Origin of the sequence: Myxococcus sp. AM009, from assembly GCF_013372605.1 — a bacterium.
GTDB classification, from domain to species: domain Bacteria; phylum Myxococcota; class Myxococcia; order Myxococcales; family Myxococcaceae; genus Myxococcus; species Myxococcus vastator.
Genome location: NZ_JABXEP010000112.1, coordinates 1 through 21,008 on the forward strand (window position 1 = coordinate 1; position 21,008 = coordinate 21,008).

Consider the following 21,008-nt stretch of genomic DNA (forward strand, 5'->3'; position numbering starts at 1 on the left):
GGGCAGGGAGCGGGACGCGGCCATGGGGCCCGTGGCCGTCCAGGCGTCCGTCGCGGGGTCGTAGAGGCGCCCCGACGTGGAGCCGTCCGTCATCACGAGTGCCCTTCCATCGGAGAGGCGCGCGGAAATGGTGACGTTGCCTGTAATTCCGGCGGCGGCCGCCGCGCTCCAGGTGTCGGTGTCGGAGTCGTAGCGTTCGGACGAAGTCACGAAGCCCGTGCGGTTGACGCCGCCGACGACCAGCAGCTCTCCGGTGCCCAGCAGGATGCCGGTGTGCTGCGCGCGGGCGGTCGCCATGGTGGCGGTGGAGGACCAGCCTGGGTCGACGACGAGCGGCGCGGTGAGCCCGGCGAGGGAGACCTCGGTCGTGATGCGCACCTGCGCGCCGTCCACGTCGAACACCCGGGTGCGCGGATTCACGCGTCCACCCGCGAGCCGCGTGCCGCCCGCGCGGGACTGGCCGTTGGCGTCGCGCACCACGGAGGGATGGAAGCGGAGCACGGGGCGCGCGCCTTCATCGAGGAACTGGAGGGAGTCGCCCGTGTCCTGGATGCGCCGGACGGAGGGCGGCAACGTGACGGTGTATTCGGCGCGGTGCGTCGGCTCGCCGTCGCGTGCCTCCGGCAGCGCGTCCAGAATCCAGGCCTCCTCGACCCGCGAGGTGCGCCAGCCCTCGGCGGTGGTCTGCGTGCTGCCGACGGGCCACCAGAGGTGCCGCTCGCCGTGGAACGCGGCGAAGCGCTCACGGTGGAGCGCGCCCGAGGTGGAGGCGGCCGGGCGGACATGGAAGCTCAGGCCGCGCGTGGTCAGCGTCAGCGCCCCGTCATCCGCGAGCTGGACTTCGAGTTGCCGGGCCGAGGGTGTCGCGGGCGCTGGACGCGTTCCGAGGTCGGGGAAGGAGGCCTGCGCCAGCGCCAGGGCGGTGGTGGCGGAAGGGGCCTGTTCCCACTGGGCCAGGGCCTGGCCTCGTGCGGAGGCCAGCGCGTCCTCACCGGGCGGCGTCAACCCCTCCTTCCCGCATGACAGGAGGATGACGCTCCCCACGAGTATCAGGCGCCTGCTCCAGACCGCGCGATGTGACTGCATCCAGAAACTCCGGTTCGAAAGGAGCGGCGGGACGGCGCGTGCCGTGCCCCGACGCTGTGAGTCATCTGTGACGGAATATCCGCTCCTCGGTAGGATGGGCAACGCGAACCGCGTCGCAGGCGTGAGTTGTGCGCCGTGTGGAGCTCCAGGCGCTCGACGCTGGAAGCTTCCGTTCCCCCTGTCGCGGAGCGGGTACGTCAACCGAGGAGAACGCACCATGCAGAAGATCACGCCCTTCCTGTGGTTCGACGGCAACGCGGAAGAAGCCATGAAGTTCTACGTGTCCGTCTTCAAGAAGGACTCGAGGATTCTCAGCCTCAACCGCGCCGGGAGCTCGGATGCCGCGCCTGTCGTCTCCGGCACCTTCCAACTGCACGGACAGCAGTTCATGGCCTTGAACGGGGGGCCTCAGTTCAAGTTCACGGAGGCCATCTCCCTGTTCGTGGATTGTCAGACGCAGGAGGAGGTGGACGCGCTGTGGTCGAAGCTCCTGGAGGGCGGAGGCCAGACGCAGCAGTGTGGCTGGCTCAAGGACCGCTTCGGCCTGTCCTGGCAAATCGTCCCGTCCGTGCTGGGGAAGATGCTGGGCGACAAGGACCCGGAGAAGGCGCGCAGGGTCATGGAAGCCATGCTGGGCATGGTGAAGCTTGACATCCAGGGACTGCAGCGCGCGTACGACGGCGCGGGCCAGTAGGTTGAATGATTGCGCTGCGGGACTGCATGCAAAGACTAGCGCGCGTTGCCTGACTTCCGTGAGGGGCCTTGTCTCACACGCCGGGCCACTCGCGCGCGGAGGTTGAAGGGCACGCCCCATTCGCGCGCGAGCCGCCCGGCGCGTGCCAGCAGCTCCGCCCGGAGGGGCCTGTGTGCGTGAGGCAGCCCCACGAGGATGCGGTTGTCCGACGTCTTCACGTCGAAGGCATAGAGCTGGGGGAAGCTGGCCTTCCACAGTGGGTCCATCAGCGAGCCGGGCCGGCCTGACTTCCGGAGCACGTTGCCCACGACCACCCCGTCCGGCGTCAGCCTCGCCTGCGTGGCTTGCATGAACTCTCGCGTCGCCATCGCCGGAGGGATGGTGCGCGCGCCGTAGGCATCCAGGATGATGACGTCATACGGCGCCCCGGGTGATTCGATGAAACGCCGTCCGTCCGTGAGATGGGCGTGCAAGGCCTCGTCTTCGTGGAAGTCGAAGTATCGCCGGGCCATGTCCAGCACCTGGGGCTGGATTTCCACCGCGTCGATGTGCGCGTGCGGGAGCACCGCGCGGAGGAAGGTGGGAATGGCGCCGCCTCCCAGGCCCACGACGAGAATGCGCGAGGGCTCCGGCACGAAAGCCAGCGTCGCCGCGACGGCGCGCGTGTAGTCCAGCTCCAGGCGCAGAGGGAAGCCCGGCCACACCGCGCTCTGGAAGGCGCCAATCCACCCGAACTGGAGGTAGCGGCGCCCCTCGTCATCCTCACTGACGATGATGGGGCCACTCGCGGACTTCGCGACGTGCAGAATCGTGCGGGGAAACTCGAAGGCGCGGGAGACGCGACCCAGGGCCACGACGGTCCGGTGGAGCCGCCTCGCCCGCGAAGGCCCCTTCGGTTTCCGCCGGATGGGGCTGGCGGTTTCCTGCCTCCAGGGCTCCAGGCCCCACGCTTGTCCTGCCTGACGCATCCACCTCACGCCCCGAGCATACGGGCTCCTCGGCGCAGGGGAAGGGTGCGTCGAGCGCCCCGCTTCCGCCCCAGGACGCCGAGGAGCGCGAAGGCCAGTGGGCCCGCGAGGCTGGCGCCGGAGGCCGCGCAGCCGCCCGAGCTTCTCGAGCCCTCGTCATCCGGCTGCTGGGGCGTCGTGCCGGCGTCGGCCGGCGTGCCCGTGCCCGCGTCGGCCGGGGTGCCCGCGTCGGCCGGCGTGCCCGTGCCCGCGTCGGCTGGCGTGCCCGCGTCCGGCGTCTCCGTTCCCGGAGCGGAGACATCCCCATACGCGCCGATGTGTGCCGGGCTCACCTGGGCGCGCGGCTCACTCGCGGTGTGTTTCACGTACTGCCGGGTGACGGGCTCGCTGCTGGCCTCGGCGGGGAGCGCCACCGCCTGACTCCTCAGGGATGAGCCCGTGGCCAGGCGGAAGTCCTGTCCAGCGAGGTCGATGAACCCGGGGGCGGCGCCGGTGAGATTCCCTCCCGCGTCCACGACGGCGCCGGTGAGCGTGCCGAAGGTGCTCACGTAGCCGGGCTTGTACCAGTTGCCGCCATGCCGGAGCGTGCCCGCCGCGTCCGTGAGGGACAGGGTGTTGCCATTGGCCGCGGCGACCAGCACCACGTTGTTCGTCACGTGCGCCGTCTGGTCCTGGTGCGACAGCCGCAGCAACGTGGTCCGGTCCGTCCGGCTGGACACCACGGTGTTGTGGAAGAAGTAGAGCGTGCCCCGGTAGTTGGCAGTGGTGTCGGAGTCGCCACCGAAGTGGACGACTTGCCGGTTGCCCGCGCCCTCGGGCTCCAGCAGGACATTGCCGTAGACGAACGTCCGCGCATACGACGGCGCCGCGCGCAGCGTGCCGCTGGACGAGTCCACCAGGTCGAGCTGCCGGTTGCCGCCCTCAATCCAGTTGTACCGGATGACGCTGCCCGCCGAGCGGTCCTTCAGGTTGTTGCCCAGGCAGCCAGCGCAGAGCGGACCGAAGCGGTTGAACTGGTAGGTGATGCCCAGGGCTTCGGTGTACGCGTTGTGCTCCAGGATGCTGCCGGAGTTGCCGTTGCCCAGGAGGTGGCTGTGCTCGACGGTGATATTCGACGCCTGGTTGGCGATGAACAGGCCGTTGCCACTGTCCTCGAGCACGCAGCCCCGGATGGTGATGTGCTCGCCCTTCTCGATGAAGATGGCGGCGGCGTTGTCCAGGTAGGTGGACGCGCCATTGCGGCCGGTGAAGGCGCCGCGCGCCCGGCGCAGGTGGAGGTTCTCCACCACCAGGTGCGCGGGCAGCGTGTCCGCGGGCTGGTTGGAGCCGCCAATCTTCAGGATGCCGCGCTCCTCGCCCCAGTAGTTGAGCTGCGAGCGCGTGGTGGCGTTCTCGCCGACGATGACGGGCAGGTTGCCCTGTGCGTTCTTCACGCCGCGCACGGTGATGGGCGCGGCGGCCGTGCCCCTGCGGCCCAGGACCCACTTCTCCGCGTAGGGCGTGGGCCGTGCGTGGACGAAGACGGTGTCCCCGGGCTCGAGCGACTCCCAGGGCACGTCACCCAGGCGGGTGTACTGCTGGTCGGGGCCCACGCGGTATTCCGCGGCCTGGACGGCCAGCGGCTGGAGCAGGACGAGGAGGGCGGCTCGCGAGAGGTTCATGGCTCGCAGTCTGGCGGCTCCGCCCGGTCCAGGTCCACGCGAGCCTGACGCTCCTCATGGACGTGGGTGAAGTGCACCGGGAAGTTTGTACGCGGGGCGTCCGCGTCCACGGTTGGGGCGAGCCCCGCATGCTTCAGCGATAGCGGCGCCCCTCCGGGCCCTGATAGGGTTCTGCACGGGGCGGCCCTGGGTTTGCTTCCTTCTCACTCCAGAGGTAGCGGATCCGCTCTCCGCCCCGTTTTTTCCTCCCGCTTGGAGTCACCATGGGCGCCCCTTCGCTCGACGTGACGGGTGATACCGCCGCGCTGCTGCTCCGGACCACGGGGCGGGTCTTCCTCCCCTCCGGACTCTCGCCCAGCGGTGACCGGCGGGCGCGGGAGCAGGGAATGGATGCCCTGGAGGCGGACCTCGCGGGGGTGGGCTACACGCTGGACGGCCCGCTCCGGGAGGCGCTGCTCGCGCTGCCCACCGAGGTCATGGCGGCCTCCGGCCGCTTCGTCTACGACACCTGCGCGGCGGCCCTGGGGGCCAACCGGCCCTTCGTTCCCTTGTTCCGGAACTTCCCCGAGAGCGTGCCGCACGACACCCATCGGCTGTACGTGCAGCGGATGCTGGGCTGGTTGTTCCAGTCGCCCGAACAGCCGTGCATCCACTGCGGCGCGCAGGACACGGTGCATGCGCTGTCGCCGTGCGCCCACCTGGTCTGCGAGCGTTGCTTCGATGGGAGCGACTACAGCGCGTGTCCCAGTTGTCACCGCCGCTTGTCACCGTCGGAGCCGTTCCTCAAGCCCACGGCGCTCAAGGCCGCCGGCAGCGTGTATGGCCAGACCGCCGGCCGGTTGACGCGGCTGTCGCTGGGCACCGACTTGGAGGCCACGGCGAGTGAGGTGCTGCGGCGCCTGGTGTCCCGGTCCACGGTGCTGCGTCCGGGCGAAGTGATATTGCTGAAGCTGCTCGTCTCCTCCTTCGGGGTGCGCATCCTGGGGTGGCTCCCACCGCGCATCCCGGTGAAGGAGACGCTGGCGCACGTCATCGGCCTCCTGCTTCAAGATGCCCACACAGCGGGAGACGTGCTGGCCGGCGCCGCGGCGCACGTGAAGACCGCCACGGATGTGCTCCGGGTGCTCGTCGCGTGGGCGGGTGGCAACCCCGACCTCACCGTCAAGATTCCGCTGAAGAGCCCTCCTCGTCCGGTGCGGCGCGCCGTCCTGCGGATGCTGGAAGGCCTCTCCGTGCTGAACCTCACCGAGGACCTCCGGCGCCACCCTGGCCTGTGGAAGGCTCAGGCGAAGCTCCTGCATGTCTTCGAAGAGTGGCAGCGCCATCCGAAGGTCTCGCTCGCGTTCGCTGTCTTGCGTGAGACGGTGTTGGCGCCGGAGACACCATTCGGAGCAGCCGTGCTGAGTCTGGCCAGCGAGCATCCGGCGGACTTTGAAAGGGTGGAGGTCGACGGAGGCGTCCGCCTTTCCTTCCGCTCCTGGGCCTCGCACGTCGAAGCGGCGCTGGACGCGAGCGATGTCCGCGGCGCGCTGCGGCTGCTGCGGCAGCGGCCCGGCGAGTTGCTGCGCCGGTTGGACCATGTGAGCCGCCTGTCGGTGGCCCAGTCGGGCTCCGCCGCGCTCGACCCGGAGCTGCTCGCGGCGCTCGAGGCCGTGCTGCCTCGGGCCGCGCCCGCGCTGCTGCTCACCGCCGCGGCGCACCTGCGCCAGCGGCACAAGCCCTTCGCCAGGCGCGTGTTCTTTCCCAAGGGCGAGGCCACCCACGCCTGGGGCATGGAGGACCGGCGCCCCTTGCTCCCCGGTGACGCCATTGGCCAGCTGGTGGCGCCGCTGGAGCGGGAGTTGCTGCGCCGGGCGGAGGCGCTGCCGGCCTTCCCTCAAGCGGTGCTCGACGAGGCCCTGGCTGACCTGCTGGTGCCGCTGGCGGAGAAGACGGCCTCCCGGGCGTTGGTGGCGGTTCCGCGTGGAAGCCTGCTGCCGTTGCCGGAAGGGAAGACCTTGCGCTTCTTCGTCCATTGGACGGAGCCCAAGGGGACGCGGGTGGACCTGGACTTGTCGGTGGCCTTCTACGACAAGGATTGGTGGTTGGTGGACCTGTGTGACTTCACGAACCTGCGGCTGGCGGACGACGCCGCGGTGCATTCGGGGGATGTCACGTCCGGGCCGCTGCCGATGGGAGGCGCCGAGTTCCTGGATGTCCATGCCCCGCGACTGCTGGCGCAGGGCGTTCGCTACGCCATCCCGGTGGTGTTCTCCTACAACAGCGTCTCGTTCGACCGCATGGAGGACGCGTTCGCGGGCTTCATGGTCCGGGAGGGCGCTGGCGGACCTCACTTCGATGCGCGCGCGGTGGAGCAGCGCTTCGACCTGCAAGGGAGCGGGCAGATTTCAGTGCCGCTCGTCATCGACCTCGTCGAGAAGCAGCTCCGGTGGGTGGATGTGAAGGTCCCTCCCGAGGACGGCTTCCAGAGCGTGCGTCGCTCCCGGGGGGAGCTCGCGCACCTTGGCAAGGACACCCTGGCCTACTTCGGCACCGGCGCCCGCCCCACGCTCTGGGAGCTGGCCTGTCTTCATGCGGCCACGCGCAGCCGCACGGTGCAGGTCCGGCGCAGGGATGGCACCGTGTCCGTCCTGAAGCGGGCCCCAGGCGAGGACACCACCGCCTTCCTGCGCAGGTTGCGTGGCATTGAAGCGGATTCCACCACCCACGCCTTCACGCCCGGCACGGCGCCCACCTTCTTCGCGGGGATGACGGACGCCCCGTCGCTCCCAGCCGGCAGCGAGGGCTATGCGCTGCGCTTCCTCCACACGTCCGCGGAGTCCGTTACACGGCTGGCCGCGGGTGACCTGGTGTCCGCGCTGAAGCCCTGACGCGGTCCAGGTGTGCCCGGGTGGAAGTGTGAATAGTTGGTGGAAGGGCAGGGCGAGGCCATCGAGTACCAGGCGGACGGCGCCGGCTACTTCACGATGAGCGAGAGCCCGGTGCCGACCCGGCTGAAGCGCGTCGCCTGGCAGTAGCCGGTGGAGGGAGCCCTGGCCGGGTGTGGCCAGGGCCCCCTGTCCGCGCGTTACTGACAGGCGATGCCAGGCAGCCCGCGGTAGGCGCCCTGCGACGTCCAGCGCGTGAAGGGTGTCCCGCAGGCGCCGCCGTAGGGGTCATCCGTGCCGTAGCCGGGCACCCAGTATTCGAAGTGCAGGTGCGGTCCCGTGGATGCGCCGGACGAGCCGACCTGGGCCACCCAGTAGGCACACGAGAGCGAGGTGTTCCGGGCGAACTGCTGGGTGAACTTCTTCAGGTGCCAGTACAGCGTCTTGGAGCCGTCACCGTGCCGCATGATCATGTAGTTGGCGGTGTAGAGGCCACAGGCGGCGTAGGGGTTGCTCTGGTTCCAGTAGTTGCAGCGGTCGTAGTAGCCATCCACCGTGGACTCGATGACGCCGCTGGCGGCGTTCATGACCCAGACGCCGTAGTCCATCTTCCCGAACCCGCCCGACAGGGCGTAGTCCGTGCCGGTGTGGCCGCTGTAGCGCACGCCGCCGCACGCGTAGTCCCTGCCGCCGTAGTCCTTGTAGGCACTGACGACGCAGCCTCCGTTGCCGCACTGGTCCCCGAGCATCGAGATGGGGAAGCGGAACATCGTCTGGGCATGAGACGCGGCGGGGAGCGCCAGCAGGGTGAGCGCCAGCGCCAGGGTGAGCTTCCGTGTCAGCGCGCGAATCATCGGGCATCTCCCAGGTCCGGAGCCGCCTGGCCCGTGCGTACATTGATTTTCCAGAACGCGCCGCCGCCGGCGTTGTAGCGAAGGACGTCAGGGCCGAGCCACTCCATGTGGTGGCTCGAGACGGGTGGGGGCACGAAGTTGGCGGGGACCCCTTCGAAGAGCATCCAGTTCTCCATGCCGACATTGGTGAGCTGCCTGGGGGCCTCACCCTCCACCGACGTGACGTAGAACGACGCCACGCTGGTCCTGCCGGACACGAAGACCACCGTCTTCCCGTCCGGAGAGATGGAGGGCGTCGCGTCCACGCCAGGCCCGTCCGCCAACACCTTCACGCGGCCGTTCAGGTCGATGATGCCCACGGACGTCTCGTGCGCCTCGTTCCCGCGGGCCTTCAGCGTGGCCACCAGCGCGTCACCCTTCGCTGTCGGGAACAGGTCTCCGCCCACCCCCTGTGCCAGCAGCTTCTCGCGGACGCCGGGGCCGCGCAGGCGCAGGTTGCCCTCTCCGTCCAGCAGCGCGACGTTGGGCCCCACCGTGCGCGCCTCTCGGTACTTGAACTCGCGGTCCACGACCTTCACGGCGCCGGTGGTCTCGTCGTACTGGACGATGGCCAGCAGCGGCAGGTCATCCGTGCCCAGGGGCTGCGTTGGGATTTCGGCGACGATGCCCGCGAGCATTCCCGGGCCCTGTCCGAAGAGGTTGATGAACCGGGCCTTGGGGCCGAACTCTCTCTGGACCGCGGGGGCGATGCTCTCGCGGGCCTTGGTGACGCGGCGAAGGTCCGCGGGGTTCATGCGCTCTGTTGCCGTGGCGCTGGTCGCGGCCAGGGTCAGTGTCGCGAGCGCGAGGATTGATTTTTTCATCTCTCACCGAGGAAGGAGGAAACGACGCGGGGGGACACCCCATGGCGTTATCGGGCGCTCCTCGTCTCGGTTTCTTGGAATATTTGTTTTACTGTATTATCGCAATATTCCTGTTTTAGAGAGTCGGTGTCTGGCGGAACATGACTCCGGGCGCACTTTCACAGGAGAAACGGAAAGTGCGATAATCGTGAAGGCAACCAACGCCTTCAGGGGAGCGACTGACATGGCTTTGTACTACGTGCAGAACTTCACTTACGACGGTCCTGGCAGCTCGAAGATGTATGGCGCCATGGGGGCCCACAACCACGACCAGGCCAATCAGTTCACCAAGGACTGTATCGCCTACCTGAAGGGCATTGGCTGCACGAACGTGCAGGAGACGGGCAGCTTCGCGAGCAACCAGGCCGAGCCGTTCAAGGGCAAGGAGATGAGCTGGGACGTGCTCCAGAGCAAATGGGTGAAAGCCTAGGCTAGAGGCCCCGGAGCAGGGGCCGGCCGTGGGACAGGCCGGGCCAGGGGATGGCCAGGGCGACGAACAGCATGGCCAGCAGGAGTCCCACCGCCCAGGTGCGGTGTCTGGACCGCGAGGGCGCCTCCCTCCGCGACATCGCGGAGGTGACGTGCGCGGCCGTGAGGGCCAGGAGCATCAGCAGCGGGTGCTCCAGGCCGAAGAAGCGCAGGTGGCCCATGGACATGCTCATCCGCAGCGCGTCCAGGCTCCGCGGCGTGACGGGGCTGAGCGCGAAGTAGAGCGTCATCCCCAGCAGCATCTGGAGGTCGAAGGCGGAGACGAAGACGCGCTGGAGCCGCCGGTCGCTGGACGTCCAGTCACGGCCTCGCGCCCAGCCCAGCAGCGCCTTCACGAGCGCGAGTACGCCCAGCACCACCACCCCCCAGCGCAGCCAGGAGTGGAGGAGCAACACCCCCGAGTAGAGCATGGTGCCTACCCTTCCTTCTTCGGGGGCATCGCCTCAATCCAGCGCTGGATGAGCGCCCGGCCCTGCTCGTCCACCACGCGGGTGCCCACGGGCGGCATCTGCATGAAGTCCCCGCGCTGGCCCATGCGGTGGAGCAGCGAGCTGTGCTGGACGTCGCCCGGCGCCACGCGCTGCGAGCTCCTCCCGAACATGCCCGACGTCTGCATGATCGCCTTCACGTTCACGGAAGTGCGCCAGGTGTCCGTCTCCTGCACGGCGCCGAGCTCGCCCGCCTCCAGGCGCAGGTGCAGGCCGGAGCCGCTGCCCAGCGCCATGCGGTTGGCGCTGTGGCACGACACGCCGCAGTTCATGTGCAGGTAGCCCAGGGCGGCCTGTTCCACTGGCGTGCCGGGAATGCGAGGCACCTTCGCGGGCGGGTGGCTCAAGCGCCCCTCCTCCACCAGCTTCGCCAGCGTGAGCCCGCGCGCGCCGTCATGGGCCAGCGCGACGGCCTCGAAGCCGAGCACCTCGTCGCCGCGCCCGCGGTGACAGGACTGGCAGGCCAACTGGCTGGGGATTTCGTAGCCCTCCGTGCCGGGCACGTCCTTCTCGCCGTCGGTCAACTCGAGCGCCGTCTTCCCGTCTTCGCTCCAGCGGTAGGTGGTCCGCAGCCAGCCGCCGTCCGGGCGCTTCCAGAGGAAGCGCGTCTCGATGGGGCGCCCCTTCCAGCGGAACTCCTTCCAGAGCTTCGTGCCCACGGGGAAGCGCCACTCGTCGCTATTGGACGTGTCCACCTTCGTGCCGGGCGGCAGGGAGATGAAGCGCGCCTTGTCCAGGCCGTCGCTCCAGAGCTGGAGGCCGGGCTCGTAGGGGCGCACCTCGGGAGGAATCGCCCGGGTCGCCCACCCCGTGCCGCCCTCGCCGTAGAGGCCGGTGCAGGCCAGGTGCTGGAGCGCCTGGCACTGGATGCCGCCGTTGACTTCCTTCCAGCCCGCATCGGTGGGCGTCTTGGTACAGCCTCCGGCGGACACCATGATGCTGAGCAGCAGCGCACTCGTGCGTGGCGCGGACATCGGACCTCCTGACACCTTCCAGCCTAGCGGCTCGGGCGCCGCGCTTCGTGCGTCTTGCTGACGCACCCCGCGGCGCTCACTTGGGGACGGGGTACTTGGCCAGCTTGCGTTGCAGGCTCCGCCGCTGGATGCGCAGCAGCCGGGCGGCCTGGGAGATGTTGCCCCCGCAGTCGGCGAGCACGCGCTGGATGTGCTCCCACTCCGCGCGGGCCAGGGAGGGCACCTCGTGGGTGAGCGCGGCCTCCTGTCCGGAGGGGAGGGTGGCGCCGGCGAAGGCGAGCAGGATGTCGTCCACGTCCGCGGGCTTGGCCAGGTAGTGCGTGGCGCCTCGCCGCACGGCCTCCACCGCCGTCGCGATGCTGCCGTAGCCCGTCAGCACCACGACGGTGATGCTCGCATCCAAGGCCTTCAGCTCGCGCACCAGCTCCAGGCCGGAGCCGTCGGGCAGGCGCAGGTCGACGACGGCGTAGCTCGGGCGCAACGCCCGCGCGGCCTCGAGCGCCGCTTGCGCGCTGGCCGCGCCGTGGGCCTGGAAGCCATGCCGCACGAAGGCGCGCATCAGCCGCTCGCGGAAGCGCTCGTCGTCGTCCGTGACGAGCACCCTGGCGGGGGCTTCACCCGGTGGCATCGGACGACTCCTTCCTCAAGGGCAGCTCCAGCGTCACGCGCGTTCCCTGGCCCTCCTCGGAGCTCAGCTCCAGGCGGCCTCCGCACAGCTCGGCGTACGTCTGGGTGAGGAACAGGCCCAGCCCCATGCCCTGGCCCGCGGGCTTGGTGGTGAAGAAGGGCTCGCCCAGCCGGGGCAGCAGCGCGCGTGGGATGCCGGTGCCCCGGTCCTCCACGATGAAGCGCAGGCGGTCCACCTCGCGGTGCGCGGACACCACGACGCTCGCCTGGGTGGCCTCGCTGGCATGCAGCCCGTTGCGCACCAGGTTCGTCAGGACCTGCACCAGCCCTCGCACGGGGCACCAGAAGGGCACGTCCGGGCCGGGCTCGAACTGGAGGCGCGCCTGGTCCGCGGTGCTCAGTTGTTCCCGGAGGCGCGCGAGCACGTCGCTCGGGGTCGTCCGCTCGGGCACCTCGCCCAGCGTCTGGCCCGCACGCGCGCTCATGCGCTCCAGGATGTCCCGGCAGCGCTCCACCTCGTCCCGGATGAGGCGGGCGTCCTCCAGCGCCTCCTGGGGCGCCTCCAGGATGAGGGTGTCCAGCTCGTTGGCCGCGATGGCGATGGTGCCCAGCGGCGTGCCCAGCTCGTGCGCCGCGCCGGCCGCCAGCGTGGACAGCGACGCCAGCTTCTCCGCGCGCGCCGCCAGCCGCTGCGTGCGCGCCAGCGCGGCCTGCCGAGCTCTCAGCGCGGCGGCCACGCGGGCGACGACGAAGGCGATGATGAGCGCCGTCAGCGTGAAGGCGACCCACATGCCCACGACGTGGAGTGAGTCCAGGCCGTGGCTGCCCGGCGGGTTCACCGTGTCCGGCAGCGGGACGTGGAAGGCGAAGAGGCTGGTGGAGCCCAGCACGGACAGCAACGCGATGAGCACCGTCCAGCGGGGGCCCAGCACGATGGCCGCCAGCGTCACGTGGACGAGATACAGCATGGCGAACGGGTTGGCCGGGCCACCGGACAGCGCGAGCAGCCCCGTCAGCAACGCGGTGTCGAACGCGAGCACGGCCCCCAGCAGGCCGGGGCGGACCTCGGGCTCGCGGCGGAGCCAGAGCGCCAGCAGCAGGTTGGACACCGCCGTCGTGGCCACCAGGGCCAGCAGCGGCGTCACGGGCAGCGCCAGCCCCAGCACCCGGACGGCGACGCCCACCGTCAGCGCCTGGCCCGCGGCGGCGTGCCAGCGCAGGCGGACCAGCCACCCGAGCGCGATGTCGCTGGAGGACAGCCGCGCCGCCATGTCCCCGGTGGAGCGCCGGAAGGCGGAGCGCGGCAGGCGCGGGGGCGAGGCCAGGACGTCAGGCGACGGCGCCTCGGCGTGAGTCGGCGCGGTGGACACCCGCACGTCATATCCCGGCGTCGGAGGCGGGGTGTGCGTCAAGTTGACGCATTGCCCTGCCGGGCCGGTGCCCGAGCCTGCCCCTGGAGCGTGCTCCGCAGCTGGGAGATGTCCCGGGCGGGCGGCGCGCCAAACAGCCGGCCGTACTCCCGGCTGAACTGCGAGGGGCTCTCATAGCCCACCGAGTGCCCCGCCGAGGCCGCGTCCAGCGCCTGCCCCAGCATGAGGCGCCGGGCCTCCTGGAGCCGCAGGTGCTTCTGGTACTGGAGCGGGCTCATGGCGGTGATGCGCTTGAAGTGGTGATGGAGCGCGGACGTGCTCATGTGCGCCACGCGCGCGAGCTGCTCGATGCGCAGCGGCTCCGCGTAGTGGTGCTTGAGCCAGGTGATGGCCCGGTTGACGGAGTCGAGCCGCTCCCCGGCCACGGCGATGTGGCGCAGGTTCGCGCCGTGCTCGCTCGACAGCAGCCGGTAGAGCAGCTCCCGGATGAAGAGGGGCGCCAGGAAGGGGATGTCCCGAGGCGTCTCCAGGAGCCGCACGAGCCGGGTGGCCGCGTCGAGCAGGTCCGGCTCGGCCGGGCTGAGCGACATGCCCGGTCCGGCCGGTGGGGTTCCGGTGGGCTCCAGCGCGGCCTCCAGCATCAAGGCGCCCAACTGCCCCGGGTCCAGGTCCACGCGGAGGCACAGGTACGGCGCCTCGGGCGTGGCCTCCATGACCTGGCCCGTGACGGGGAGGTCCACCGACACCACCAGGCACTGCTCCGGGCCGTAGTGAAAGACTTCATTCGCGAGCATGACCTGCTTGCGGCCCTGCGCGACGATGCAGAGCGCAGGTTCGTGCAAGGCATGCAGGGGCTCGCTCGGTTGCGCGGCGCGAATCAGGACGACCCGCGCGATGGCAGTCTGATGGATGCCATCCGCGGGCGTGTGCCTCTGAATCAACCGCGCCAGCGCGGCCGAGTGCTTGGAGGTGGAGGAGGGCGTCATCGGGTGGAGAAGCGTATGCGGCCCGGCCCTCCGGTTCAGCGTCATCCGCCGGTTCGTGCAGGATTGGGCAAGAACCCGGCAGCATCGGAGTACTGCGTCAGCGGCGGGAGCGCGCAGATTGCGGCCATCCACTCCGCAATCACGAGGCGCATCCACATGTCTGGAATCAAGGGGAAGGTCATCGCCATCACCGGGGCGAGCAGCGGAATCGGGGAGGCGACGGCTCGCCTGCTCGCGAGCAAGGGCGCGCATGTCGTCCTGGGCGCGCGCCGGACGGACCGGCTCGAAGCCCTGGCGTCGGCCCTCCGCGCGGACGGAGGCTCCGCGCGCTACCGGGCGCTGGACGTCACGAAGCGAGCGGACGTCGAGTCCTTCATGGGCTTCGCCCGCGCCGAGCACGGCCGGCTCGACGTCATCATCAACAACGCGGGCGTCATGCCCCTGTCGAAGCTGGAGGCGCTCAAGGTCGAGGAGTGGGACCGCATGATTGACGTCAACATCCGCGGCGTCCTGCACGGCATCGCCGCGGGGCTGCCCATCATGCAGGCGCAGCGCTCCGGTCAGTTCATCAACCTCTCCTCCATTGGCGGCCACTCCGTGGTGCCCACCGGCGCGGTGTACTGCGCGACGAAGTACGCCGTCATCGCCATCTCCGAAGGCCTGCGCCAGGAGGTCGGCGGTGACATCCGCGTCACCGTCATTTCACCGGGCGTGACGACGTCCGAGCTCGCGGACTCCATCTCCGACGCAGGCGCGCGCGAGGGCATGCGCGAGTACCGCCGAATCGCCATCCCACCCGAGGCCATCGCCCGGAGCATCGCCTTCGCCGTCGAGCAGCCCGCCGACGTGGACGTGAACGAAATCATCGTCCGTCCCACCGCCAGCCCCAACTGAGCGTGACACCGCGCGGACGGAGCCTGGCGCGGCTCCGTCCCGCTGTGCGTGAAATGCCGAGCCAGCACGCGTTTCCCGTCTGACCGCCTGCCTTGACATCGTCGCGCGGCCGGGTTTCATTGGGCCCGGTTTCGATATTGAGAGTGATTCTCAATAGCGCCCTTGCTCCGAGGAGAACATGGCGGTTTCGACCCTGCTCATCTTGCTGGGCCTCGCTGTGCTCCTGTCGGTGACGGCCCGCGCCCCCCAGAGTGCCCTCACGCGTCACCGGGGGTGGGTGCGCGCGGTGGGCGCCGTGGCATGTCTGGCGGGCGTGGCCGTGGGCGTGAAGGCGCAGGGGCTGGGCGTCGGGCTGACGACGGCCACGGTGGTGGTGATGCTGGCCACGCCGGTGCTCGCGCTGTGTGGGCCGCTGTGGCCGCGCGCCACGCGGTGGGCGGTGCCGCTCAGCGCGGTGGGGCTGGTGCTGGCCTGGGCGGGGACGCGCTGATGACCCAGAAGCATCAACATGGCGCTGCTCGCATCAGCGCCGCGGTGACGGTGGCGCCCGCGGCCGGGGTGCTGGCGACGCTGGCGCTGGTGGCGGTGCTGCCCGCGTCCGTCGATGTCCGATACCTGCTCGCGTTCCTCGTCGCGCTGCCGGCGATGGCCACCGCGGCGTGCCTGGCGCTGCTGGCCCGGAGTGGCGCGCGGGCCTGGGTGGGCGCTGCCGCGGTGGCGGTGGTGTCGTCGGTCGTCCTGGTGCTCACGTGAAGCTGTCTCCCCGTTCGTACACCATCCTCTGGGACGCGCACGCCTGGGCCGGCGTGCTGTCGTCGCTCATCCTCTTCGTGCTGTTCTTCATGGGCTCCTTCGCGCTCTTCGCGGAGGAGCTGGCGCCGTGGCAGGAGCCGACGTTCCGGGCGCCCATCGCGGTGACGGAGGCGCGGGCCGTCCAGTTGGCCCAGCAGTTGGCGGAGGCGGAGACGGCGGCGAAGCCCGCCTGGTTCGGCATCTCCCTGCCCACCGCCGAGGAGCCGTGGATGCGGCTGTGGCGCATGACGCCCGAAGGCCCCATCCGCTCCACCTGGTGGGACCCGGTGTCCGGCCAGCAGCTGGGCGAGCGCAGCGACCTGGGCGAGTTCCTCAACGCGATGCACTTCCTGGAGCCGCTGCCCTTCGGCAAGCACCTGGCGGGAATCGCCTCCGGCGTGCTGCTGCTGCTCGTCATCACCGGCGTGCTCATCCAGTTGGGGCGGCTGGTGCGGGAGCTGGTGCAGTTCCGTCCGGAGTCGTCGCGGCGGGCGCTGTGGTCGGACGCGCACAAGGTGATTGGCGTCATCAGCGCGCCCTTCCTGTTCGTCTTCGCCCTCACCGGCGGAGTCCTCTGCCTGTCGGACTGGTACCTGCCCGCGGTGGTGTCGTCCGCGCTGGACGGTGACGCGAAGGCGATGGAGGTGGCCGTGGACTGGCCCGCGCCGCTCGCCCCCTCCGGGCAGCCCGGCGGCCCTCCCGACCTGGGCCGGGCGCTGGCGCTGGCCAAGGCGCGCTTCCCTCAGTCGGAGCACAGCTGGTTCTTCTTCGACCACCTGGGGGACGCGAACGGCACCGTCCACCTGCCGGGCGAGGCGGAGGGCACGCTGCACGCCTTCACGCACCTGCGCGTGTCGCGCGAGGGTGACGTCCTCTGGTCGCGCGAGACGGGCGGCGGCACGCGCTACACGCAGGTGATGGACCCGCTGTACGGGCTGCACTTCGCGACCTGGGCCAGCTTCCCCGCCAAGGTCCTCTACGCGCTGCTCTCCTGGCTGATGGCGTTCGGCATCCTGGCGGGCAACCTGCTCTGGCTGGAGCGGCGGCGCCTGCAGGGGAAGAGCCGCTTCGACGCCGTGCTCGCGAAGCTGACGGCGGGGGTGTGCGCCGGGCTCACGGTGGCGGTGGCGGTGCTCTTCATCGCCAACCAGCTGGTGCCCGCGGAGCTCGCGGACCGTCCCCGCTGGGAGCACACCGCCTTCTTCGTGGCCTGGGCGCTGGGCGTGGGAGGTGCGTGGGTGGGCGGCTCGCCCGGCGTGTATGCGCGCCGCCTGCTCATCCTCGCCAGCGCGGGGCTCTTCGCCGTGCCCTTCATCGACGCGGTCCGGATGCAGCGGCTCCCCTTCGCCTCGGGCTCCGCGTTCGTGCTCGCGACCGAGGTGGGCCTGTGTCTGCTCGCGGTGCTGCTGGCCGGCGCGGCCCACGCCATCTCCCGCCTTCAGAAGCAGGCCCCGACGCCGATGCCCGCCTCGGTGCCTGCCTGAAACCACGCCGTACCCCTCATGGAGAATCCAATGCGCAAGCGCAGCCGTCTGGCGACTGCATCCACCGCGTCCCTCATGTTCCTCGCCGCCTCGTTGACGGCGTGCGGCTCGTCGGACTCGGACCCGAACGTGAACCCCGACGAGACGGAGACCGGGCCGGTGTACAGCCTGGCCACGTCCGTCTTCGGAGACTCCGGGTCTGCCACGTATGTGAGCGTGTTCAACTCGCTCGACGTGACGAGCATCGACCTGGAGCAGGCGAGCGAGCACGCTGGCTTCGCGACGATTGGCGCCGTGGACGGCAAGCTCTTCGTCGGCGCGGGCGAGGCGCCCGAGCTCACCCGCTACACGGTGTTCGACAGCGGGCGCTTCCAGGAGTCGGGGAAGCTCAGCTTCGCCAACTACGGGCTGACGGCGGCGCCGCTGTACCTCAACCACTTCGTGGACGGGACGTCGGCGTACATGCAGTTGGAGGAGTCCCGGCGCATCGTGTGGAACCCGGAGGCGATGACCATCTCCGGCCCCGTGGAGTCGCCGGGGCTGGTGACGGAGCGCGACGGGCTGGTGGTGAAGGCCAGCTTCGACCGCGGCGTGGTGGCGCACGGCGGCTATTCGTTCCAGCCCTTCTACTGGACGGACGCCAACTACTACCGCTTCTCCCCCAGCTCCCAGATTGCCGTCTACTCCCACGCGGATGACAGCCTGGTGGAGCTGCTGGAGGCGCCGTGCCCGGGCCTGGACGTGGCGACGAAGGACGAGAACGGCAACATCTACTTCAGCAACTGGGTGTTCAGCGCGGGCGCGCCGGTGGTGGACGACACCGCCCCGGAGACGTGCATGGTGCGTTTCGACGCGAACTCGCGCGCCATCGACGGGGACTGGACGCGCTCGCTGGCGTCCATGGTGGGCGGGCGCCAGACGGCCGCGTTCCGCTACCTGGGCAACAACGTGGGCGTGGTGGCGGCCTTCCATGACGACAGCCCGACGCTGAGCGCGACGCCGACGGCGTCCGACGTCACCAACGGCACGCACTGGAAGCTGTGGCAGGTGAACGTGGAGACGGGCGAGGGCGCGCCCATCCAGGGCCTGGATTGGATTGCGGGCGGCTACTACGCCTTCACCATCGAAGGGCGGACCTTCCTGCTGCTGCCCACCGCGGACTACGCGTCCACGTCCGTGTGGGAGCTGAACAGCAACGGCTCCGCGGTGAAGCGCTTCGAGACGCTGGGCTGGGCCTACCAGTTCGTGAAGGTGCGCTGAGCAGGGTGCGCCAGGTGCCGCCCGCGTGAGTGACGCGGGCGGCGCCGTGCGTCAGTACTCCACGGTGGCCTTGAGCCAGCCCGAGCGGCCGGGCCGCTGGACGCCGAAGAAGTCGAACAGCCTCGCGTCGGTGAGGTTGTCCAGCTCGGTGCTGAGCCCCAGCGAGAAGCCGTTGAGGCGGACCTTGTAGCCAACGCCCGCCGCCTGCGCGAACTGGCTGTCGATGGTCTGCTTCGTCTCCACGGAGCCCAGGCCTCCCCAGTAGCGGAAGAAGCCGTGGACGTAGCGCGCGGTCCAGAAGGGGGACAGCTCGTCCTCCGCGGTGGCCACCCCTCGCAGGGACAGGCGCGCGGTGGCGTTGAGGAAGAACCAGGGCCGGTTGGGCAGCCGCTGTCCCTCGAAGGCGCCGAAGGTGCCCTGGCTGGACACGTTGCGGAGGTCCTGGACGGTGGCGTTGGCGTCCACGTGCAACCAGCCGCCGGGCGCGCTCCAGCCCGTCGCCCCCTCCACGCCCAGCGCCCGCGCGCCGTAGACGTTCTGGAACGTCCAGTCGCGGTCCCTGCCCGCCAGCATGATGAGGTCCCGCGCCAGCCGGGCGAAGCCGTTCAGCTCCCCCCGGAACACGCCGAGCCGGGTGCGCAAGGGCGCGGTGGCCAGGCCGGCGTTCACGTTGTGGCTGCGCTCTGGCGCCAGGTCGAGGTTCTCCCGGATGAGGACCCCGTTGCCGAACAGCTCGTCCATCCGCGGCAGCCGCGTGGCGCGCTCATAGCTGACCTTGACGTAGAGGGGCTCTCTCACGCGCAGCCGCAGGGCCGCGCCGCCGCCCAGTTGGTGCAGGTCGCGGTCCTTGCTGAGCCACTCGCCGGTGGGCTGCGGTTGCTGGGCCCTGGCCGCGTAGAGGTAGTCCTTGGCGAAGACAATCAGCTCCAGCGCGTCGTTGAAGGCGTTGAGCTGGTACTCCAGGCCCGTGACGGCGGTGAGGAGGTCGCGGTCCGCGGAGAGCGGGTCCTGGTCGATGGGGCTGGCCAGCCGCCGCTGCTCGCCGGTGCGGCGGGTGAGGGTGGGGGCGAAGGCGAGCCGCAGCGTCTGGGACGGGCTCAGGGCCCAGCTCGCGTTGGCGCGGCCATGGAAGGATTGCTGCCAGAGCGTCTGGTCGGTGGCGTCGCCGCCCAGCTCGCCCGGCTGGGTGCGCTCGCGCAGCCGGTTGCCGAACCAGTCGTAGACCCACTGGGACGTGTCCTGGAAGTCGGAGGCCTGCCACGCGTAGCCGGCCAGCGCGTCGACGCGGACCGCGTCGGTGAGGGCCTTCTCGTAGAGGAGCTGCGTGCCGAGCGCGGTCGCGCCGTAGCGGGCCTCGCCGAAGGGGCCTCCGCTCATCACCAGGTTGTGCTGGAGGTCCTTGTCGTAGCCGGAGCCGAAGACGCGCAGGGCGACGCGGTCCGCCCAGCCGACCTGTTCGAAGCCGGCCTCGAGCCCGCCGCCCAGCGCCTGGTAGCCGTCGTGGAAGCGGCTGACGGTGACAGGGCGAAGCTGCCCGCTGTCGTCGGAGGCCTCCACATTCACGCGGTAGTCGTTCCGCGTGGTGTCCGCGAAGAGGTGGGCCCGGGTATAGAGGCCGCCAGCGGCGGGCCGGTAGCTGCCGCCCAGCGTCAGCCGGTACGTCCCGAAGGCGCCGCCCTGGAGCGACACGGCGCCATGCGCGCCGTCTTGAAGCGGCGCGGAGGTGAGGTTGACGGCGCCGCCCAGCGCGTCGGCGCCGAAGCGGGAGGGCACCACGCCCCGGTAGATTTGAATCGAGTCGACCAGGTTCACCGGCACGTTGGCGAAGCCAAAGGGATAGCCGGAGAGCTCGAGCGGCACGCCGTCCAGGAAGAAGCGAATCTGGTCGTCGGTGAGGCCGTTCAGTGAGAAGCGGATGGTGCTGCCCAGGCCGCCGCTGCGGCGAACCTCCACGCCTTCCTGTGATGCCAGCACCTGCCCCATGTCCACCGAGCGGGCCCGCGCGCGGGTGGTGCTGACCACGCGCACCGCCTCCGCGGACTGGCGCCTCCGCTCCGCCTCCGAGCGGCCAGACACCGTGGTCTCCATCGTCTTCTCTTCCGGAGGCGGTGGTGGCGCGGCCGGCGCCTCCGCCTGCACGGGCGGTGGTGGCTCGGAGGGGGGCGCGGCCTCCGGCGCTGACGCGGTGGCCGCGTCCAACCGGAACGAGTGGACCAGCTCAATCTGGCAGGCGACCGCGGCTCCGCCGACGCGCGCGGGCTCGAAGCGGAAGGTGAGGCTGGCGGCGCGAATCGCCTGGTCGAAGGACTCGCCCGCGGACCGCACCACCTCCGACGCCGTCACCACGCCGTGCTCGTCGATGGTGAGCCGCAGCACCACGTCCGCCTGGCGCCCCGCCGCCAACTCCACCTCTGGATAGGGGACGGTGACGCTGTCGATGCGGCTGGGCGGCTGGACTTGGGAAAGCGCGGCTTCGGAGGGCGCGGGCGCCGCCGCGGGTGCTGGCCCCGCGGGGGCCGCCGAGAGCAGCAGGGCGAGCGAGGTGAATGCCGAGAACATCCGCAATCCCGTTTTTGGTTTTGCGTCGCAGTCTCAACTGTGACGCGAGCCGC

18 protein-coding genes and 1 pseudogene are annotated in these 21,008 nt (G+C 70.4%); 8 read left to right on the top strand and 11 right to left on the bottom strand.

Annotated elements, in window-relative coordinates; all coding sequences use genetic code 11:
* Positions 1–1,005: pseudogene (locus HV824_RS24575) on the bottom strand (galactose oxidase); the annotation flags it as partial.
* 298 nt (positions 1,006–1,303) lie between these two features.
* On the opposite strand from HV824_RS24575, the gene HV824_RS24580 reads away from it, so the two are divergent.
* A complete protein-coding gene (locus HV824_RS24580) occupies positions 1,304–1,780 on the top strand; it encodes a VOC family protein (RefSeq protein WP_176424362.1) in 477 nt (158 codons plus the stop codon).
* Positions 1,781–1,815: 35 nt separating this feature from the next.
* Here the strand turns inward: HV824_RS24580 and HV824_RS24585 are convergent, their stop codons facing one another.
* Both HV824_RS24585 and HV824_RS24590 read right to left on the bottom strand, forming a co-directional pair.
* A complete protein-coding gene (locus tag HV824_RS24585) occupies positions 1,816–2,634 on the bottom strand; it encodes a spermidine synthase (RefSeq protein ID WP_368670900.1) in 819 nt (272 codons plus the stop codon).
* Between the two features lie 119 nt (positions 2,635–2,753).
* Complete coding sequence (locus HV824_RS24590) at positions 2,754–4,409, bottom strand: right-handed parallel beta-helix repeat-containing protein (RefSeq protein ID WP_176424363.1); 1,656 nt, start codon at positions 4,407–4,409, stop codon at positions 2,754–2,756.
* Positions 4,410–4,672: 263 nt separating this feature from the next.
* On the opposite strand from HV824_RS24590, the gene HV824_RS24595 reads away from it, so the two are divergent.
* Complete coding sequence (locus HV824_RS24595) at positions 4,673–7,279, top strand: MXAN_6230/SCO0854 family RING domain-containing protein (protein WP_176424364.1); 2,607 nt, start codon at positions 4,673–4,675, stop codon at positions 7,277–7,279.
* A 197-nt stretch (positions 7,280–7,476) separates the two neighbouring features.
* On the opposite strand, the gene HV824_RS24600 is transcribed toward HV824_RS24595, so the two are convergent.
* Both HV824_RS24600 and HV824_RS24605 read right to left on the bottom strand, forming a co-directional pair.
* A complete protein-coding gene (locus tag HV824_RS24600) occupies positions 7,477–8,130 on the bottom strand; it encodes a M23 family metallopeptidase (RefSeq protein ID WP_176424365.1) in 654 nt (217 codons plus the stop codon).
* Positions 8,127–8,924, bottom strand: coding sequence for a PD40 domain-containing protein (locus HV824_RS24605; RefSeq protein ID WP_176424366.1), 798 nt, complete (start codon positions 8,922–8,924; stop codon positions 8,127–8,129). Before HV824_RS24605 ends, HV824_RS24600 begins: the two co-directional genes overlap by 4 nt.
* A 292-nt stretch (positions 8,925–9,216) precedes the next feature.
* Between HV824_RS24605 and HV824_RS24610 the strand changes: the two genes are divergently transcribed.
* Complete coding sequence (locus HV824_RS24610) at positions 9,217–9,462, top strand: hypothetical protein (protein ID WP_176417221.1); 246 nt, start codon at positions 9,217–9,219, stop codon at positions 9,460–9,462.
* A gap of 1 nt (position 9,463) precedes the next feature.
* Here HV824_RS24610 and HV824_RS24615 read toward each other — a convergent pair whose 3' ends face one another.
* The 5 genes from HV824_RS24615 to HV824_RS24635 form a co-directional block, all read right to left on the bottom strand.
* A complete protein-coding gene (locus tag HV824_RS24615) occupies positions 9,464–9,931 on the bottom strand; it encodes a hypothetical protein (protein ID WP_176417222.1) in 468 nt (155 codons plus the stop codon).
* A gap of 5 nt (positions 9,932–9,936) precedes the next feature.
* Positions 9,937–10,983, bottom strand: a complete 1,047-nt coding sequence (locus tag HV824_RS24620; protein WP_217917694.1) for a hypothetical protein — start codon at positions 10,981–10,983, stop codon at positions 9,937–9,939.
* A 76-nt stretch (positions 10,984–11,059) separates the two neighbouring features.
* Positions 11,060–11,611, bottom strand: a complete 552-nt coding sequence (locus HV824_RS24625) for a response regulator transcription factor (RefSeq protein WP_176417224.1) — start codon at positions 11,609–11,611, stop codon at positions 11,060–11,062.
* Positions 11,598–12,980: an ATP-binding protein gene (locus tag HV824_RS24630; RefSeq protein ID WP_176424377.1), complete on the bottom strand. Its 1,383-nt coding sequence runs from the start codon at positions 12,978–12,980 to the stop codon at positions 11,598–11,600. Before HV824_RS24630 ends, HV824_RS24625 begins: the two co-directional genes overlap by 14 nt.
* Positions 12,981–13,018: 38 nt before the next feature.
* Positions 13,019–13,966, bottom strand: coding sequence for an AraC family transcriptional regulator (locus HV824_RS24635; RefSeq protein WP_176424367.1), 948 nt, complete (start codon positions 13,964–13,966; stop codon positions 13,019–13,021).
* 156 nt (positions 13,967–14,122) lie between these two features.
* Here HV824_RS24635 and HV824_RS24640 point away from each other — a divergent pair, with 156 nt between their 5' ends.
* From HV824_RS24640 to HV824_RS24660, 5 genes are all read left to right on the top strand, one after another.
* Positions 14,123–14,860, top strand: coding sequence for an SDR family oxidoreductase (locus tag HV824_RS24640; protein WP_176424368.1), 738 nt, complete (start codon positions 14,123–14,125; stop codon positions 14,858–14,860).
* Positions 14,861–15,038: 178 nt separating this feature from the next.
* Positions 15,039–15,350 (top strand): hypothetical protein, encoded by a 312-nt coding sequence (locus HV824_RS24645; protein ID WP_176424369.1) that lies wholly within the window; start codon positions 15,039–15,041, stop codon positions 15,348–15,350.
* Positions 15,350–15,613 carry a hypothetical protein gene (locus tag HV824_RS24650; protein ID WP_176424370.1) on the top strand — a complete coding sequence of 88 codons (264 nt, stop codon included), beginning with the start codon at positions 15,350–15,352 and terminating at the stop codon, positions 15,611–15,613. Before HV824_RS24645 ends, HV824_RS24650 begins: the two co-directional genes overlap by 1 nt.
* Positions 15,610–17,136 (top strand): PepSY-associated TM helix domain-containing protein, encoded by a 1,527-nt coding sequence (locus HV824_RS24655; RefSeq protein WP_176424371.1) that lies wholly within the window; start codon positions 15,610–15,612, stop codon positions 17,134–17,136. The genes HV824_RS24650 and HV824_RS24655 overlap by 4 nt, the downstream gene beginning before the upstream one ends.
* A gap of 30 nt (positions 17,137–17,166) precedes the next feature.
* Positions 17,167–18,396: an MxcI gene (locus HV824_RS24660; RefSeq protein ID WP_176424372.1), complete on the top strand. Its 1,230-nt coding sequence runs from the start codon at positions 17,167–17,169 to the stop codon at positions 18,394–18,396.
* 51 nt (positions 18,397–18,447) lie between these two features.
* Here HV824_RS24660 and mxcH read toward each other — a convergent pair whose 3' ends face one another.
* Positions 18,448–20,955 (bottom strand): TonB-dependent siderophore myxochelin receptor MxcH, encoded by a 2,508-nt coding sequence (mxcH, locus tag HV824_RS24665; protein ID WP_176424373.1) that lies wholly within the window; start codon positions 20,953–20,955, stop codon positions 18,448–18,450.
* Between the last annotated feature and the right edge of the window lie 53 nt (positions 20,956–21,008).